Origin of the sequence: Mesorhizobium sp. M5C.F.Cr.IN.023.01.1.1 (assembly GCF_003997585.1) — a bacterium.
In the GTDB taxonomy this organism is placed as follows: Bacteria; Pseudomonadota; Alphaproteobacteria; order Rhizobiales; family Rhizobiaceae; genus Mesorhizobium; species Mesorhizobium wenxiniae.
The window spans coordinates 13,283-29,854 of the sequence record NZ_RZSU01000084.1; the positions used below are offsets into that span (position 1 = coordinate 13,283).

At 61.8% G+C, this 16,572-nt stretch carries 15 protein-coding genes and 2 pseudogenes; 8 read left to right on the plus strand and 9 right to left on the minus strand.

The features are described 5' to 3' along the window. Positions 1-101: 101 nt before the first annotated feature. Positions 102-3,086 carry an isoleucine--tRNA ligase gene (ileS, locus tag EOA78_RS26370; protein WP_127317683.1) on the minus strand — a complete coding sequence of 995 codons (2,985 nt, stop codon included), beginning with the start codon at positions 3,084-3,086 and terminating at the stop codon, positions 102-104. A gap of 55 nt (positions 3,087-3,141) precedes the next feature. Between ileS and EOA78_RS26375 the strand changes: the two genes are divergently transcribed. Continuing rightward, positions 3,142-3,357 (plus strand): hypothetical protein, encoded by a 216-nt coding sequence (locus EOA78_RS26375; RefSeq protein WP_127317671.1) that lies wholly within the window; start codon positions 3,142-3,144, stop codon positions 3,355-3,357. 36 nt (positions 3,358-3,393) lie between these two features. Here the strand turns inward: EOA78_RS26375 and EOA78_RS26380 are convergent, their stop codons facing one another. After that, entirely contained in the window at positions 3,394-4,206 is an 813-nt protein-coding gene (locus EOA78_RS26380) for a MipA/OmpV family protein (RefSeq protein ID WP_127317672.1), read from the minus strand. 209 nt (positions 4,207-4,415) lie between these two features. Here EOA78_RS26380 and EOA78_RS26385 point away from each other — a divergent pair, with 209 nt between their 5' ends. Beyond that, positions 4,416-4,970: an HdeD family acid-resistance protein gene (locus tag EOA78_RS26385; RefSeq protein WP_127317673.1), complete on the plus strand. Its 555-nt coding sequence runs from the start codon at positions 4,416-4,418 to the stop codon at positions 4,968-4,970. Between the two features lie 57 nt (positions 4,971-5,027). On the opposite strand, the gene EOA78_RS26390 is transcribed toward EOA78_RS26385, so the two are convergent. Both EOA78_RS26390 and EOA78_RS26395 read right to left on the minus strand, forming a co-directional pair. After that, the gene (locus EOA78_RS26390; RefSeq protein WP_127317674.1) at positions 5,028-6,011 is read right to left on the minus strand and encodes a bifunctional riboflavin kinase/FAD synthetase; all 984 of its coding nucleotides are present in this window, start codon (positions 6,009-6,011) and stop codon (positions 5,028-5,030) included. Between the two features lie 9 nt (positions 6,012-6,020). Then, entirely contained in the window at positions 6,021-6,881 is an 861-nt protein-coding gene (locus EOA78_RS26395; protein ID WP_127317675.1) for a TIGR01459 family HAD-type hydrolase, read from the minus strand. A gap of 117 nt (positions 6,882-6,998) precedes the next feature. Between EOA78_RS26395 and EOA78_RS26400 the strand changes: the two are divergent. Both EOA78_RS26400 and EOA78_RS26405 read left to right on the plus strand, forming a co-directional pair. Continuing rightward, positions 6,999-7,208, plus strand: a pseudogene (locus EOA78_RS26400) (hypothetical protein); the annotation flags it as partial. A 155-nt stretch (positions 7,209-7,363) separates the two neighbouring features. Continuing rightward, positions 7,364-7,996, plus strand: coding sequence for a LysE family translocator (locus tag EOA78_RS26405; protein WP_127317676.1), 633 nt, complete (start codon positions 7,364-7,366; stop codon positions 7,994-7,996). A 90-nt stretch (positions 7,997-8,086) separates the two neighbouring features. On the opposite strand, the gene EOA78_RS26410 is transcribed toward EOA78_RS26405, so the two are convergent. Further along, positions 8,087-8,914 carry a DUF2189 domain-containing protein gene (locus tag EOA78_RS26410; protein ID WP_127317677.1) on the minus strand — a complete coding sequence of 276 codons (828 nt, stop codon included), beginning with the start codon at positions 8,912-8,914 and terminating at the stop codon, positions 8,087-8,089. Positions 8,915-9,200: 286 nt separating this feature from the next. Between EOA78_RS26410 and EOA78_RS26415 the strand changes: the two genes are divergently transcribed. After that, the gene (locus EOA78_RS26415; protein ID WP_127209363.1) at positions 9,201-9,983 is read left to right on the plus strand and encodes an SDR family oxidoreductase; all 783 of its coding nucleotides are present in this window, start codon (positions 9,201-9,203) and stop codon (positions 9,981-9,983) included. 122 nt (positions 9,984-10,105) lie between these two features. Here EOA78_RS26415 and EOA78_RS26420 read toward each other — a convergent pair whose 3' ends face one another. Next, entirely contained in the window at positions 10,106-10,810 is a 705-nt protein-coding gene (locus EOA78_RS26420; RefSeq protein WP_127317678.1) for a glutathione S-transferase family protein, read from the minus strand. Between the two features lie 107 nt (positions 10,811-10,917). Here EOA78_RS26420 and EOA78_RS26425 point away from each other — a divergent pair, with 107 nt between their 5' ends. Further along, positions 10,918-11,283: a helix-turn-helix domain-containing protein gene (locus EOA78_RS26425; RefSeq protein ID WP_127317679.1), complete on the plus strand. Its 366-nt coding sequence runs from the start codon at positions 10,918-10,920 to the stop codon at positions 11,281-11,283. 147 nt (positions 11,284-11,430) lie between these two features. Here the strand turns inward: EOA78_RS26425 and EOA78_RS26430 are convergent, their stop codons facing one another. Further along, entirely contained in the window at positions 11,431-11,808 is a 378-nt protein-coding gene (locus tag EOA78_RS26430) for a hypothetical protein (protein ID WP_127317680.1), read from the minus strand. 40 nt (positions 11,809-11,848) lie between these two features. Further along, positions 11,849-12,928: a mechanosensitive ion channel family protein gene (locus EOA78_RS26435; protein ID WP_127317681.1), complete on the minus strand. Its 1,080-nt coding sequence runs from the start codon at positions 12,926-12,928 to the stop codon at positions 11,849-11,851. 381 nt (positions 12,929-13,309) lie between these two features. On the opposite strand from EOA78_RS26435, the pseudogene EOA78_RS37310 reads away from it, so the two are divergent. Beyond that, positions 13,310-13,411 (plus strand): annotated as a pseudogene (locus EOA78_RS37310) (TetR/AcrR family transcriptional regulator); the annotation flags it as partial. A 185-nt stretch (positions 13,412-13,596) separates the two neighbouring features. After that, positions 13,597-14,112, plus strand: a complete 516-nt coding sequence (locus tag EOA78_RS26445) for a CAP domain-containing protein (protein ID WP_127317684.1) — start codon at positions 13,597-13,599, stop codon at positions 14,110-14,112. Positions 14,113-14,219: 107 nt separating this feature from the next. Here the strand turns inward: EOA78_RS26445 and EOA78_RS26450 are convergent. Then, positions 14,220-16,572: EAL domain-containing protein (locus EOA78_RS26450; RefSeq protein ID WP_127317682.1), on the minus strand; the 2,353-nt coding region annotated here is incomplete at its 5' end.

Here is a 16,572-nt window from a genome sequence, read left to right on the forward strand (position 1 = left end):
GACAATTTGTCGGCCGGAGTTTCGCGTGTTTACCTCAACCACTCGTTAAGGGCAACGAGCGGGGGCTGATCAGCCGCCCGCCGTGGCATTTGTGCACCGCCTTATATACGAGCAAGCGCCTTCAATTCATGCAAGACCGCCGCGTCCCGCGCCGAAACGTCGGGGAATTCCTCGTCCTGCCCGACATCGGCCGTGTAGCGCCATGAGCGCGCGCATTTGACCAGGCCCCGGTCCTCGGCCTTCTCAACCACCACGGCGACGCCCTTGACGTCGTCCAGCGTGAAGGCGCCAGAAGGCGCGTTGCCATTCGCAATGACCAGATCGCTGGTGATCGCCATTTCGGCCATGTCGACATCTGATATCGCCGCTTCGAGCGCCGCATCATCGAGCATGACGACCGGCACCGCTTCCAGCGACGAGCCGATGACCTTCTGAGCACGTGCGATCTCCAGCGCGCCGGTGACGACACGGCGGACCTGCCGCACCTTGCGCCATTTTTCCGCCAGCGCCTCGTTCTTCCAGTCGGACGGGATTGGCGGGAACTGGTCGAGATGCACCGAGACGGCGTCCGGATGGCGGTCGAGCCAGGCCTCCTCCATGGTGAAGGGCAGCATCGGCGCCAGCCATTTCACCAGGCAGTCGAACAGATGGCGCACCACCTGCACGGACGCCTTGCGCTTTACGCTGGACGGCGCCTCGCAGTAGAGCGCGTCCTTGCGGATATCGAAATAGAAGGCCGACAGTTCGACCACCATGAAGTCGAGCAGCGTGCGGGTGATGCGCTTGAACTCGAAGGCGTCGTAGCCGGCGCGCACGACTTCATCGAGTTCGGAAAGCCGGTGCAGCATCAGCCGCTCCAGCTCCGGCATCTTGTCCAGCGGCACGTCCTCGCCATCGTCATGGGCAAGCGTGCCCAGCATCCAGCGGATGGTGTTGCGCAGCTTGCGATAGGCGTCGACATTGGTCTGCAGCACATTCTTGCCGAGCCGCTGGTCTTCCCAATAATCAGTCGTCACCACCCATAGCCGCAGGATATCGGCGCCCGACTGCTTGATGACGTCCTGCGGCACCACGGTGTTTCCTAGGGACTTCGACATTTTCCGCCCCTCCTCATCCATGGTGAAACCATGGGTGACGACGGTGTCGTAAGGCGCCCTGCCCCTGGTGCCGCAGCTTTCAAGCAGCGAGGAGTGGAACCAGCCGCGATGCTGGTCGGACCCTTCGAGATAGACGTCGGCCGGCCATTTCAGGTCAGGACGGTCCTCCAGTGTGAAGACATGGGTCGAGCCGGAATCGAACCAGACGTCGAGGATGTCCATCACCTGCTGCCATTTCGAGGCATCGTGGTTGCCGAGGAAACGCTCCTTGGCGCCGGCCGCAAACCAGGCGTCGGCGCCTTCCTTCTCGAAGGCGTCCATGATGCGCTGGTTGACCGCCTCGTCGCGCAGGACATTGCCGTCGGCATCGGCGAAGACGGCGATCGGCACGCCCCAGGCGCGCTGGCGCGACAGCACCCAATCGGGGCGCTCCTCGATCATGGCGCGGATGCGGTTCTGGCCGGCGGCCGGCACGAAGCGGGTGTCGTCGATGGCCTTCAAGGCACGGCTGCGCAGCGTCGTGCCGTCGCCGAGCTCCTTGTCCATGTAGACGAACCATTGCGGCGTGTTGCGGAAGATGATCGGCTTCTTCGACCGCCACGAATGCGGATAGGAATGCTTCAGCCGGCCGCGCGCGAACAGCGCGTTGCGCTTGATCAGCTCGTCGATGACCGCCTGATTGGCATTGCCCTTCTTGCCGTTGTCGTCGATGACGCGCGCGGCACCGCCCTCGCGGTCCGGACCGAAGCCCGGCGCGTCCTTGGTGAAGAAGCCGGCGTCGTCGACAGGGAACGGGATCGCCGTGTCGATGCCGCGTTGGCGCAGTTCCGATGCAGCGTCCGTCCAGGCATCGAAGTCCTCGCGGCCGTGACTGGGCGAGGTGTGAACGAAGCCGGTGCCGGCATCGTCGGTGACGTGGTCGCCGGCGAGCATTGGGACAGGGAATTCGTAGCCGCCATTCAAATCGTTGAAGGGATGAGAAAGTGTAAGGCTTCCAAGCTCTTCGGCCGAAATGCTACGGAAGCGTTTCATCGTCACTTTGGCTTTGGCCGCAGCCTCGTCCGCCAACGCGTCGGCAAAGATCAGCTTTTCGCCAGGCTGCGGGCCGAAAGCATTCTCGGCCGCAGTGACCTCGTAGAGGCCATAGTTGATGCGTGGCGAATAGTTTACGGCGCGGTTGCCGGGTATGGTCCACGGCGTGGTCGTCCAGATGACGACATGGGCCTCCAGCAAGTCCAGTGACGTCTGCGTCAGCTTTGGATCCAAGGCCGGCTGCCCATCTTCAACGTTGGTGACCTGACGAGCGAGGCTGACGACCGGAAACTTCGCCCAGATCGTGTCGCTCTCATAGTCCTGGTATTCGACCTCAGCTTCGGCCAGTGCGGTGCGCTCGACAACGCTCCACATCACCGGCTTGGAGCCGCGATAGAGCTGGCCCGACATGGCGAATTTCAACAGTTCGCCGGCGATGCGCGCCTCGGCATGGAACGCCATCGTCGTATAGGGATTGTCGAAGTCGCCGACGACGCCGAGCCGCTGGAACTCGCCGCCCTGCACCTTGATCCAGTGCGCGGCGAACTCGCGGCATTCCTTGCGGAACTCGTTGACCGGGACCTCGTCCTTGTTCTTGCCCTTGGCGCGGTATTGCTCCTCGATTTTCCATTCGATCGGCAGGCCGTGGCAATCCCAGCCGGGCACATAGTTCGAGTCGTAGCCGCGCATCTGGAACGAGCGGGTGATGACGTCCTTGAGGATCTTATTCAGCGCATGGCCGATATGGATGTTGCCGTTGGCGTAGGGCGGGCCGTCATGCAGCACGTATTTTTCGCGGCCGGCGGCGTTGTCGCGCAGCTTGCGGTAAAGGTCCATGTCCTGCCAGCGCTTGACCAGCAGCGGTTCCTTCTCGGGCAAGCCGGCGCGCATCGGGAAATCCGTCTGCGGCAGATAAAGCGTTTTGGAATAGTCGATCGTTTCAACAGTGTCGGTCATTGGGGTGTCGGTCATTGGTCTGCCATATGCATTGCCCGGCAAAAGAGCCCGGGCGTTGAACTATCATGATCTGGAAAAAGCGCGAGAGGCCGCGCGCAAAATTCCCGGCGGCTCCGGCGGCGCTCAAGCCGTCCGGAACACCGGGCTCGTAATTCGTATCGCAATCGCGAGAGGGCGCGAAACGCTCGACATGGCTGGGCTTTTAACCGAGACAGGCGATATTGAAAAGCCCGAACTCTCGGTGCCTTCCTTGCAGCTAGTGACGTCATAATGCATCCGGCCGATACGCGATTGCCGGCTAAAGCACTCACATCGAGAAATCGAAGCGATAGGTCGTCGATACGCCGATCATGAACTGATCTCTGGAGCCGCGCTCCTTGACCAGGCTGGAATCGGCCGCCGGGCCCATCAGCCGTGAATATTCGCCGAACAGGCTGGCCGTCATCGGCTCGGTCACTTTCCAGGTCACCGCGCCGCCGAGGCCCGCCGACTTCACGCCGCCGCCCGGACGGTATTGGCTGAGGCCCGAAGCCACGGCTTCCTCGGCGTTGACGCCGTAATAGGCATCGAAATAGTCTGATGAAGCGAAGGAAACGCGCGGTCCGCCCGAGATCCTGACGTCCGGCGTCACATCATAGAAGGCGTCGGCGGCGATATCGGCGACAAAGCCGCTATGGGCGCGAATACCGTGCCGCAGTTCGGCACGCGCGCGCAACCAGTCCAAAGGATAGAATTCGAAGAAGCCGCCGGCCTCACCGCCCCAGCGCACCGGCTCAAGGCCTTTCAGCTCGTCGGCGTCGCCGCCATCGCGCGAAAACAGGATTTTTCCGGTCAGGCCGGCGCGAAGGCCGCCGTCGTCGATCAATCCCAGCGAAATGTTGTCGTTGCGCGAGGTGAAGCGGGCCGCAGGACCGGCCTTGCCGAGCGAGATGATCGGCTGGGCGCTGAGCAGGTACTTCTTGCCGCCCTCAAAATTCGGCGCGACCATGCCGGTGGCGCCGACCGTCAGATACCAGTCGCCGGACAGCCAGCCAAAAGCGCCCTCGCCGGCTTCGGCGGCACCGGGCGCGCACAGCACGAAGCTGGCCAAGACCACCTGAAACACCCTGACAGAACGCATCGTCACTCCATACGCACGAAACGCCGGCGGGAACAACCGGCCTGGCCAAGAGCCATGGCGCCGGTTCAGTAAACTTTGATTTAAATTCGAAACGCTGCCTCGCTTTTTTGGCGTGCGTCCGGTGCAAGCTGCTCGCTGGACGGGCAAGGCCTTCGGCGCTACCCTCCAAACCGGCATGATGCCAGGCGACCTCGATGGAGATGGCGGCAATGACCCTGCAAGGCGATGCTTTAAAGGATGCGATTGGTCAGACGCGAGCGAAATGGGGATGGTTCTTCGGGCTTGGCGTGCTGCTGCTGATCCTCGGCGGCATCGCATTCGGCAATCTGTTCATCGCCACGGTCGCCTCGGTCTATGTTGTCGGCTGGCTGATGCTGATGGCCGGAATCATCGAGATCATGCACGCCTTCGGTGTGAAGACATGGAGCCGGTTCTTCTACTGGCTGCTCAGCGGCCTTCTCTATGCAGTCGCCGGGTTCTTCGCCTTCTATAATCCGCTGCTGGCGTCGGCGGTGCTGACCTTCCTGCTGGCGGTCGCCCTTCTCGCCTCTGGCGTGCTCAGGGCCTGGGTCGGGTACAAGCACAGACCGGAAAAAGGCTGGGGCTGGCTGGTGGCGGCCGGCGTCATCAGCGCGCTGGCAGGCCTGGTCATCGCTATGGGCTGGCCAGTCAACAGCGTATGGGTGCTGGGGCTGTTTCTCGCCGTCGACCTGATCTTCCAGGGCTGGGCCTTCATTGCGGTCGGCCTGGCGCTAAAAAAATAGGTCCTTGTTTAGCATGATCTTGTCCGAAAACCGGTTCCCACTTTTCGGGATCATGCTTTAGAAAGCAATGCCCGCGTCGAGATCGGAAAGCGGGCGGACGCCGGCAAGCAGCGCCCTCGCCTCGACCTCATCGCGCTTCATCTGCGCGACCAGCGCGTCGAGCCCGTCGAACTTCACCTCGGCGCGCAGGAAACCAAAGAAGGACACAGCGCATATCTCGCCGTAGAGATCGCCGGAGAAGTCGAAGACGAAGGTTTCCAGAAGCGGCGCGCCGTTGTCATCGACGGTCGGGCGGCGGCCGAAGCTGGCAACACCATCATGAAGCGTGCCGTCGGCGCGACGGAAGCGGACGGCATAAATCCCTTCCTTCAGAGTGGCTTCCGGCGAAAGCCTCATATTGGCGGTTGGAAAGCCGAGCGTCCGGCCAAGCTGCTGGCCGCCGATCACCTCGCTCTCGACCGTGAAGCGGTAGCCGAGCAGGCCGGCTGCCGCGGCCACCGCGCCTTCGCACAGCAGCGCGCGGATCCGGCTCGACGACACCACCTCGGCGCCCTCGTCGCGAAACGCGTCAACCAGGGTGACGCCGAAGCCGTGGCGTTCGCCGGCCGCCATCAGATAGGCCGGGCCGCCTTGCCTGTCCTTGCCGAAGTGGAAGTCGAAGCCGGTCACCGCGTGACTGATGCCGAGGTTCCTGTCCAGCACGTCGGTCACGAACGCTTCCGCCGACAATGCGGCGAAGTCGCGCGTGAACGGCTGTTCGACGAGTGCGGCAAAGCCTAGATACGATAACAGCCGTGCTTTCATCGGCGGCGGCGTCAGCACGAACAGCGGTATCTCAGGCCGGAACACCTTTCTCGGATGCGGCTCGAAGGTCAGCACCAGTGCTGGCACGCCGCGCCGGCGGGCCTCGGCAAGCGCGCGCTCGAGCACCGCCTGGTGGCCGCGGTGCACACCGTCGAAATTGCCGATCGCCACCACGCCACCCCGCAAATGGGCCGGCAGCGGCGAGATTGCAGAAAGGCGTTCGAAGGCTTCCGTCATCGAGCGACCCTACTGCAGTCTCGGAATGACCGCGACCGGCCGGTAGCCGTGCCTTTCCAGAAAGGCAATTAGCCTGGCCGGATCCGGTTGTAGCGGATCGCCGTAGTCGCGGGCATGGATGCCGCCCGACACGTAGAGCACGTCGAAGCCGTTGTCGGCAGCACCCTTGATGTCGGTCATCATGCCGTCGCCGATTGCCAGCACGTCCGAGCGCTCGACCGTGCGGCCGAGCAGGTCGGAGATCTCCTTCATCGCGACATCATAGACCGGGGCATAAGGTTTTCCGGCGATCAGCGTCCGCCCGCCGAGCTGGGCATAGTCGCGAGCCAAGGCCCCGGCGCACCAGATCATCCGCTCGCCGCGCTCGACCACGATGTCGGGATTGGCGCAGATGAAGGGCAGGTTCCTGGCGCGTAGCCGCCGCAGAAGATCGGCGTAGTCCTCCGGCTTCTCGAGTTCGTCGTCGAACAGCCCGGTGCAGACCACGCCGGATGCCTCGAACTCCTCGACCAGCTCGACATCAAGCCCGTCATAGAGCGTAAAGTCGCGGTCGGCGCCGATATGAAAGATCTTTCGCGGGCCCTCGATGATCAGGTCGCGGGTCACATCGCCGGAGGTGACGACACGGTCGTAGGCCGCCGAGGGAACGCCGATCGCTTTCATCTGCGCCACCACATCGGCGCTGCGGCGTGGCGAATTGGTGATCAGAACCACAGGTATCTTCGCTTCGCGTGCGGTGGCCAGCGCCAGAGCCGCGGCCGGAAAATGCCGTTCGCCATTGTGGACCACACCCCAGACATCGCACAGGATGGCAGAATAGGCTGCCGACAAATCCGCGAGCGAGCCGATGATATCGGGCGAATCCGCCATATCGTTTCCACATGATGGTTGCGAGCGCCGCCGCCGACGATCCGCAGCGACTGGACCGCATTAACCGAAGCTCTTCACCCTGTCACCAGCTTTCGCCGCGTTTCAGCATCGCCGCCCAGCATCGCGCTCGACCTGTCGACCACCGATGCCGGCGATAAGAAAGCGCTCGACGCGCTGAAGGCATGCTCGTCGGACTCGCGCTTCCGCATGGATCCCACTGATCCGACCAAACCGGCCAAGCTGTTCTGGAACGCGACCGGGGCGACGCTGTCGGACAATTTCAAGGAAATCGCCAACGAATTGTCGAACCTGCGCATCGTCGGCTGACATGTAAGCGGCGACGCGACGGGCTGGCGCAATGGCTTGCGCTGTCATGCTCTTGCGCGTGGGGACTGGCGAGGGCACATGGGCGCGTTCGCCTGACCGTGCACATCGGATGGAGACCATCGGGAGGCGCGCAGTCTTGCCACTGGAGATGCGCCGTGCCTGACGCCGCCAACCATCTCGCCTTCGCGCTGGTCTGCCTCGGCATGGTGCTGACGCCTGGCCCGAATATGATCTATCTGATCTCGCGATCGCTGTCACAGGGGCCGAAGGCCGGCCTGATCTCGCTCGGTGGGGTGGCGCTCGGCTTTGTCTTCTACGTGTTGTCGGCGGCATTCGGCATCACCGCGCTGCTGCTTGCCGTGCCTTACGCCTATGATGCGCTGCGCTTTGCCGGCGCGCTCTACCTTTTGTGGCTTGCCTGGCAAGCGGTGAGGCCAGGCGGACGCTCGCCGTTCCAGGTCCGGGAACTGCCGAAGGACAGGCCGCGCAAATTGTTCGCCATGGGCCTGATGACCAATCTGCTCAACCCGAAGGTGGCGGTGCTTTATCTTTCGCTGCTGCCGCAGTTCATCAGCCCCGGCAAGGGCCACGTGCTTTCGCAGCTTCTGGTGCTCGGCACCACGCAGATTGCGATCAGCCTCACCGTCAACGCGATCATCGCGGTTACGGCCGGCTCGATCGCCGTCTTCCTCGCCGGCCGACCGCTATGGCTGGTGATCCAGCGTTGGATGATGGGCACGGTGCTGACCGCACTGGCCCTGAAGATGGCAACCGACGCGCAGCGTTAACTAAGAGCATCGGACCCAGAAGTGGGTACCGGTTTTGGGAGAATCCGATGCTCAAACGAAAAGATAGAGCGGCGGCACCGCCGCCGTAGCCTACATCGGCCGCCGGTCCTGCTGCGCCCGCTCGGGTTCGACCACCCTGCGATAGAGGTGCCACGTCGCATGGCCAAGCACGGGCATGACGACGGCGAGCCCGGCAAACAGCGGGATCGAGCCGATGACCAGCAGCACGGCCACCATGAGGCCCCACAGCGCCATCTGCAGCGGATTTGTCATCACCGCCCGTGCCGATGTCTCGATTGCCGAGACCGCGCCGACATCGCGGTCGAGCAGCAGCGGGAAAGCGACGACGGTCGTCGCCAGCACGATCGCGGCGAAGACGAAGCCAGCCGAATTGCCGAGTAGGATCAGCATCCAGCCTTTGGGCGTTGTCAGCACCTCGCGCAAAAAGCCGCCGATCGAGGCGGGCGGCTGATTGCCGAACAGGCCGATGTAGATCGATTGCGCGGTGTACAGCCAGAGCAGGAACAGTGCCACCAGCATGACGCCGATGACTGCGATCGCCGGCAGCGCCGGCGAGTGGCGCACGTCGAGCGCGTGCCACCAGGACGTGTCCATGCCGAGCTCGCGGCGGCGGCTGATCTCGTAGAGGCCGATCGCGGCGAAGGGTCCAAGCAGGGCGAAGCCGGACATCAGCGGATAAAGGAGCTGGATGGCGTTGGAGCCGGATGTCGTCCACTGCGCCAGGATCAATCCGACCACCGGATAGATCAGGCACAAGAACACGTAATGCGATGGCTTTGCCCAGAAATCCTCGACGCCGAGCCGCAGCACATCCATCAGGTCTGCCGTGGTGATGCGGCGCACCCTGGGCTGCACGTGCATTCCACGCGCGTCCGACATGACATGAAAGCTGGCCATAACCATTCTCCCGTGTGTCGGGGCGGCCACCGCCGGGATGGCCGCCCGTAGCTGCCATTCAAAAGCGATGGCATGATAGCCGAATTCGATGTGCTTGTCGCGAATCGGGTGGTGTCGGGGCAAGCGCCGCGCGGCACAGGGCGCGTCCGTGCCGCGCGGCTGGCGTGTGCCAGTGGTGAAAGTCTGACACTTGGTACCGGTGGATGGCAAGAAACCGCCCATAGCCGGGTGCAATGGCTTTTCCAGACTACAACAGTATAGTGCTCGAAACTGGCGGGGTGGTGCGATGTCGACCATACTTGTGACTGGGGCAACGGGTGGGATCGGGAAGGCAATTTGCGAACGGCTTGCGGCCGGTGGCGCGCGGCTGATGGTGGCGGCCCGCAATCAGGTGCGGCTTGAGTCGCTGGTTTCGACCTTGCCTGCACCAGCCGACGGTTCGCATGAAGCTATACCTGTTGATATGGCATCGGAAGCCGCGTTGGGCGAGTTTGATCGACACCTCGCCACGTCGGGCCTCAAGCTTGATGGGGTCGTTCTTATGCCGCCCCAACCGCATTCGTCCGCTGACCCTATGCCCGAGCCGGAGGTCTGGCGAACGCTGTTTCAGACAAGCTTCGTTGGGCCGTTGTCCCTGTTGAAGTCGGCAATCGCTCGGATGGAACCGGCCCCTGAAGCAGGCCGACGCTGCAAGGTCGTAATCATTTCCGGCATTTCTTCGGCTCAGGTTCTTAGCCACTACGCCACCGCCAACGTCATCCGCACCGCTTGGCTTGGAGAAGCGAAGACGCTTGCCTTTGCGCTAGGCGAAAGAGGTATTCATGTGAACACTCTTTCACTCGGTGGCACGCTGTCGCCCTGGTATCGGGATGCAATTGGCAGGCGAGCGCAGGACGCCGGCGTGACGTTTGAAGAAAGGATTGCGGTCGAGACCGACAACATTCCACTCAAAAAGTATGGGACGCCGTCTGAAGTTGCCGTCGTCGTCGAGGGCTTGTTGTCGCCCCTCACTGATCACATGACAGGCCTGAACATTCTACACGATGGCGGATTCACTCGGGCTTATTGAGGACGCCCTGGGCGCGATTGCGGGGCTGACCTTCCATCCTGTCCGTGATTGCCTGATTGGCGGTCTTTCAGCCTGAGCTGCCCCACACGTCGGGTACCAAGTGTCAGGCTTTTACCACTAGTCTAGGCACCAAATCGTTCAATCACCTCGGCCAGCGGAATGTGGCCAAGGCAGACACCTGAACCCGCCGGCTTTTCGCCATCCTCGATGGCCTGCACATACCGCACGTCCGGATCGCTTTCGATCCGGCGGCGCAACGCCGCCAGCTTGGGGTAGGCGGCGCCGTCGACCGCCTTGTGGAACTCCGCCCAGCGTGCCACGCCAATCAGCGTGGTATCCGCCAGCGTCAGGCGATCGCCGACCAGAAAGTCCGTGTCGACGATCATCGCCTCAAGCCGGTCATGGCGTTCGGCAACGGCCTTGCGGCCAAAGTCGCGCAAGGTCGCCAGCAGGACCGGCTCGGCCGATTCCATTTCATATGCAGCCCAGAGCGGGGTGAAAGCGGCGGTGAAACCGGTGTTCACGAAAGCCATCAGCTGATGCATCCGGTCCGCTTCCGGCGAGCGAGGATCGAAGCTGATGCGACCTTGCGTGTCGCGGGCTTCGAGCCAAGCGGCAATCGCCATGGTCTCGGTGAGCACTCTGCCTTCGTCCGTGATCAACACCGGCGTTTCCTGACGGCCGTTGATGCTGGCATAGGCGTCGTTCTTCATTTCGGTGAGCATGTCGACGCGACACAGGCGGTAAGGCTGTCCGAGGCGTTCAAAAGCAGCGACAAGCCCCATCGAACTTCCCGCCGGGACGCCGTAAAGGAGGATAGGTTCCATTTCTTTGTCTCTTCCATGTTTAGGGATCACGCTGCGCAGCGAAGCTTGACCCTAAACGCTGGTCGTCCCATGTAAATTACGCACTATTCTGTAACCAGGGACCCGCCATGAAAGATGTCGTCTCACGCTGCCCGATCGAAGAGACCATGCGTGTGCTCAGCGGTCGCTGGCCCACCTTGCTGCTCTACTATCTCAAGGACGGGACCAAGCGCTTCAGCGACCTGAGGCGTGACAACCCGACCGTGTCGCACCGCATTCTGGCGCTGGAACTGCGCAAGCTGGAGGAAGCCGGGATCGTGCGGCGAACGGCGCACCCCGGCTATCCGCTACGCGTGGACTACGACCTCACAGCGCCCGGCCTCAAGCTTGTGCCGCTCATCGACGCCCTGGGCGACTGGTGGGAAGATACCGAGGACGATCGGGCCGGCCGGGTCTCATCAACGGCGGAAACCAAGCTCGTCAAGGCGGCCTGACCAGTGGTGAAAACCTGAGGCCTGGTACCGAGGCTGGACAACCGCTTTGGGTCGGACCTGCCGTCCGGGTCTATTATCGGATGCGCGGGTAGCGCCAGAAGCCGTCATTGCCGGGGAGATACTCCAGCCGAATTGATAGCACCGAGTTTACGCCTCCATGATTGGGGGTTTGAAGATCTGATCGTACGTTTCCACGGCGACAAGCACGATGCCGAGAAGATTCCGCAACGGCTGGCGGTGGCGATTGCGTGTGAAATTCCGTCGTGACAAACCAAGCCCGCCGGCGCCCGATGGAAAGCGCTTGAAAGAGCCGAGCGCGCTCAAGAAACCGCCAGCGCAGAAAGGTTTCATCCTTACCAAAGCCAAACCCATTGATCGCGCAATATCGGACGAGAAGAACGGGTGCAGTCCTGCATGAAAGCCCGGCCAGCTCGCGCTATTGCCCTGCAGATGCCGGATCAGCGAATTGTCCCCGCGATACATCCATGCACGAGCCCGATCAACGGAGCCCATATAGTCGGTCATCCGGCTTGCCTGCCGCGACGCGGGCGGGGCGTGAGGAAGTTCACCTCAAATTGCTCTTCGGAAACAGCACGCGATCGGGTTTTGCATTCATTCGCGCCAGCATTTCCTTGATCAAGCGTGTTTTGGTGCGCCCCGCTTCCTTCGGCGGCACGAGGTAACGCACGATGGCCTCGAGCCAGGTGTTTTCACTGACGCGAAAATGAACCACGGGATGCTCCTTCACTTCGAGTTCGTCCACCGGCGTTTGCGACAGGATGTGCTTATAGACCTTCACCTTCTGGCTCATGATGTCGCCGATCTGCTCGTCAACGACCTCCCTCATGGTCTTCGCTACGAATTCCAGATCGCTTTCATAAGCGAGCTGGAACTTGATTTCGTTCCAGACATAGGGAAACAGCGGCCAGGAATAGTTGAAGACCGGCGTGTCAAACACGGTGGAGTTCGGAAACTTGATAACGCGTCCGCTTGGATGATCGGTCCAAAGATGTTCGCCGCCGAATTCCCATAACGTCGTGTCGAGATAGCTGACATCAATGACATCGCCATGGGCATCGCCGATGCGAATGCGGTCGCCAACGCGATAAGGCGCCCTGGCCAGAATATAAATCCACGCGATGAAACTGGAGATCGGCATTTGCAGCGCAAAGCCGAGAATCAGTGAAATCAGGCCGAGTGAAACAACCGCAGCGTACCAGTTCACAAATAAGACCGAAATGGCCACGAAGACGATGGCGACGACGACGACCAATCGAAAAATACGTTGCAGGTTGAAACGCGAAACACGATTGGGAATTCGGCCAATGAGAAAGACTTCGATAACATTCGCAACGGTCAGCATAACGAAAATGAGAAGGCCGCCCCTGACGTAGTTCAGCACGCGAACGCGCAAAGGCGCATCAAGCCATTCCAGGCGCCAATTGATCAGGACTTGGATGCCAAAAAGCAGCAAGGCGGCGGCAGCGAAACCAACCGTCCACCAGACATCTTGCTTGCGAAGGCTGAAGCGGAATTTTTCCTCGGGCTTTTTCGCCTTCTGTTCCAAAGTTTCTGGATCAGCAGTCTGTTGCGCGGCCCGTTCGAGTCGGGAAAGGTTCTCCTGTTCCTTGGCGCTCGGTTCCATGGGTTCACCTCCCGATGTGGCCATCAAGACCCAGCCAGTGCCTTCTCGTTCCTCGACGGCGGCATTCCGGCAAACGACCCGATATCAGTCGCTGACCGGTTCCTTGCCGGTCCCCGAAAGCTGGCCTTCATTCCGGCGGCCCCGTCCTTGGTGAAATAGGGCGGCAAGCAGAAAGATGCGACGGCGCCGCCATATTCGGCAAATGCCTTATAGCCCGATCCGAAATTAAGTTGAGTTTGGTATCAGCAGCTCCCCGATAGCTCACCGGTAGCGATCTCGAGTGTTATCGAGCGCCCTTGGCCGCCGGCGCTACAGAGGGTGACGATATCTTTTGAGATTCCGTCCGCGCTGATGCCCTGTATCGATCGACGATGACGGCTGATCCTCGCCCGGGCGATAGACGATCCCGCGCTTTCGGATGAACTTCTGGAACAGACGCGCGCCTGGATCGATGCCGGGATCAGCCAAGTGTCTGCCGGCTAGCGGTCTGCGGCAGGAGTGCTCTTATCGAGAGCAATGCGGCTATCGGCGGTGGTTGGGTGACTATCTTGGAGAGTACCGCGCCGTAGCGTGCAGTCAGCAGGGTTCGCGGACGGCTAAGGGCTCAGTGAGCGAGATTTTTGAGCGCCTGCCCGGCAAAAGCCATGATCACCGCTAGTCAGTCGGGCATGACCGTTGCCCAAATGGAAGATTCCGATGCCCGATCAAACTTTAACAGGCGAATGCTATTTAGAGCTGCCGGCCTTGCTGCACTGGCCGGGCTCGCTGCCTGCGCCACTGTGCTGCCCACTGGCGAAGGCGCCGGGGTCTCCGCCTCCGCCGTCGGCACACTGGCGGGCATCCGTGCCTCAGCCGGCCTCGGGCCGCTTGTCCCCGACCCTCAGCTCGAACAGGCAGCCCTGCAGCAGTCCGGCTATATGGCGCGCGGCGGCCGCATGACCCATACCACAGGCTGGGGCAAGGGATTCGCCTCGCGCGTCAAGGGCAACGGCATTAGCGGTGCTGCCGCCGAAAATATCGCTGAGGGCCGTTTCGATCAGCAGAAGCTGTTCGACATCTGGATGCATTCGGCCGGCCACCGCCGCAACATGCTCGACCCGCGCTTTACCCGCTTCGGTCTGGCCTATGTGCGGGACGGCCGCGACAGCGCGCTGCGCTATTGGAGCCTGGTTCTGGGCAGATAGAGGCTCGGGAAACAGGCGGTGTAACTGGCACGCCGGCCGCAGCCGTCATCCATATGCGCGGCGCGCGCTGCCATCGGCGGCGGAGATCATCAGGGATCTGCTGGCCGTCAATCCTTGTGGCGGAGCAATTCCTCGATGTCGCTGGCCGAAACCGGTTTGCTGAAATGATAGCCCTGCATTTCATCGCAGTTGTTCTTGCGCAAGAAGGCCACCTGATCGTCTGTTTCGACGCCCTCGGCAATGACCCTCAGATGGAGCTTTTGACCCAATGAAATCACGGCGCTGGCGACAGCCTGATCGTTCTCGTCGGCGGCGAGATCGTTGATGAAAGACTTGTCGATCTTCAGCCGCGCGACCGGAAACGTCTTGAGCGCACTGAGGCTGGAATAGCCCGTTCCGAAATCGTCGATCGAGATCTGAACGCCCAGGCTTTGCAGTTCGTTCATGGTCGCGACCGCCAGGTCGATATCCTGCATGATGAGGCTTTCGGTCACCTCCAGCTCGAGATATCCAGCCTCCAGACCGCTTTCCGTGAGCGCGTTGACGACACGGCTGATCAGGTTCCTTTCCCTGAATTGCCGTGCCGACACATTCACGCAGACAGTCATCGGCGGCAGGCCCGCGTCCTGCCAGGCCTTGGCCTGCCGACAGGCTTCGTGCAGCACCCAGTCGCCGATCGGCACGATCAAGCCTGTCTCCTCGGCCGTCGGAATAAAGGCGGTCGGCGGTATCGTACCCCGCGTCGGATGATTCCAGCGTACCAGCGCTTCGACGGCGAAGACCTGCCCCGACCGAAGATCGACTTGCGGCTGGTAGACAAGGGTGAATTCCGAACGGACCAGCGCGTTTCGCAATTCCTCCTGAAGCACGAATTTTTCGTGCGCCGTGGTGTTGAATTCGGGAGCATAGAACTGGAAATTGTCGCGGCCGAACTCCTTCGCGCGATACATGGCTGCATCGGCGTTGGCCAGCAGCGCGTCCGGGTTCGTCCCATCCTTCGGATAGCTTGCGATGCCGATACTGGCCGTCGCCCTCAGCCGATGCGCTCCGAGTCGAACCGGCTCCGCGATCGCCATTCGGATTTTTTGCAGGGTCTCGGCGATGAGATCGACGTTCGTCGGCTGGTCGAACAGAACGATGACAAATTCGTCGCCGCCAAGCCGCACGACGGTATCGGTCGCCCTTACGCATTCGACCATGCGGGCGGCAACGGTCTTCAGGAGCTCGTCCCCGGCATTGTGGCCAAGCGTGTCGTTGACGAGTTTGAAATTGTCCAGATCGATGAACACCACCGTCACCCAGCGATCGTATCGCTGCGCGTACAGAATCGCTTGTGAAAGCCGGTCCTCGAGCAAGGCGCGATTGGGAAGTCCGGTCAGCGCATCATGGTTGGCCATGAAGTGGATCCGATCTTCGGCCAGTTTGCGCTCAATGGCGATCCCGGCGATGCGCGTCGTGAAATCGATGAGCCGGGTCTCGGCGTCGGTCGGTTCGCGCACCGTCATCGAATACATCGCAAAGACGCCCAGCACAGCGCCCTGATGCGACAGGATCGGGGTCGACCAGCACGAACGATAGCCATGCGCCGCCGCCAGTTCGCGATAATCCTCCCATAGCGGATCCTGCATGATGTCGGCGACGATGACCGGCTCGCGCCGGTGGGCGGCGGTTCCGCAGGATCCCACCTTGGGACCGGTGGCAACCCCGTCGATGGCGCTCGTATAGTCTTTCGACAGGCTCGGCGCGGCGCCGTGGTGCAAATGGCCGCCATCCTTGTCGAGCAACAGGACGGAGCCGAATATCCCCGTCAACTGGGACTCGACGAGGCGCATGAGGCGGTCGAGCACGTCTTCGAGCGGAGCGCTCGTCGCGATCATTTCCAGTATATGCGCCTGCCCGTCTCGAAGGACGTCCGCCTGCTTGCGGGCAGTGATGTCGCGGGCGATGCCAACCAGACCGAAGATATCATTTTGAACATTGCGCAACGGCACCTTCGTCGACGAGAACCATTTGCCGGCGCCTGACGCATCGACCACAAATTCTTCCTCGTCGATCATCGGCCGCCCGGTGCGCAGCACGTCCTGCTCGATGGCGCGAAATCGCTGCGCAAGCTCCGGGGCATGGAGGTCGAAATCGGTCAAGCCGATCATGTCGCTGGCCTTGTCCTTGCCGCTGTCGGACGCAATGGCCCTGTTGACCACAACGAAGCGGCTTTCGGTGTCCTTGACCCACATGTAATCGGGCACCCAGTCGATCAGCGTTTGCAGCGAGATACGCTCGTCGACGATCAGGCGATTGGCGGTGAGTTCCGTAACGTCGTCATGCGTGGCGACCCAGCCGCCGTCGGGCATCGGCTGATGACGGATCTGAATTGTCCGGCCGTCGGCGAGTTCGGCGGCCCAGTTTCTCGAAGCCGTGCCCGAATTGACCGCCCGGGCCATTGCGAGATAGGCATCGGTA

What these genes read in the sequence shown, in the direction of transcription:
- ileS (WP_127317683.1), bottom strand. Translation starts at nt 3,086, where the DNA reads ATGACCGACACTGTTGAAACGATCGACTATTCCAAAACGCTTTATCTG.
- EOA78_RS26380 (WP_127317672.1), bottom strand. Translation starts at nt 4,206, where the DNA reads ATGCGTTCTGTCAGGGTGTTTCAGGTGGTCTTGGCCAGCTTCGTGCTG.
- EOA78_RS26385 (WP_127317673.1), top strand. Translation starts at nt 4,416, where the DNA reads ATGACCCTGCAAGGCGATGCTTTAAAGGATGCGATTGGTCAGACGCGA.
- EOA78_RS26390 (WP_127317674.1), bottom strand. Translation starts at nt 6,011, where the DNA reads ATGACGGAAGCCTTCGAACGCCTTTCTGCAATCTCGCCGCTGCCGGCC.
- EOA78_RS26395 (WP_127317675.1), bottom strand. Translation starts at nt 6,881, where the DNA reads ATGGCGGATTCGCCCGATATCATCGGCTCGCTCGCGGATTTGTCGGCA.
- EOA78_RS26410 (WP_127317677.1), bottom strand. Translation starts at nt 8,914, where the DNA reads ATGGCCAGCTTTCATGTCATGTCGGACGCGCGTGGAATGCACGTGCAG.
- EOA78_RS26415 (WP_127209363.1), top strand. Translation starts at nt 9,201, where the DNA reads ATGTCGACCATACTTGTGACTGGGGCAACGGGTGGGATCGGGAAGGCA.
- EOA78_RS26420 (WP_127317678.1), bottom strand. Translation starts at nt 10,810, where the DNA reads ATGGAACCTATCCTCCTTTACGGCGTCCCGGCGGGAAGTTCGATGGGG.
- EOA78_RS26425 (WP_127317679.1), top strand. Translation starts at nt 10,918, where the DNA reads ATGAAAGATGTCGTCTCACGCTGCCCGATCGAAGAGACCATGCGTGTG.
- EOA78_RS26430 (WP_127317680.1), bottom strand. Translation starts at nt 11,808, where the DNA reads ATGACCGACTATATGGGCTCCGTTGATCGGGCTCGTGCATGGATGTAT.
- EOA78_RS26435 (WP_127317681.1), bottom strand. Translation starts at nt 12,928, where the DNA reads ATGGAACCGAGCGCCAAGGAACAGGAGAACCTTTCCCGACTCGAACGG.
- EOA78_RS26445 (WP_127317684.1), top strand. Translation starts at nt 13,597, where the DNA reads ATGACCGTTGCCCAAATGGAAGATTCCGATGCCCGATCAAACTTTAAC.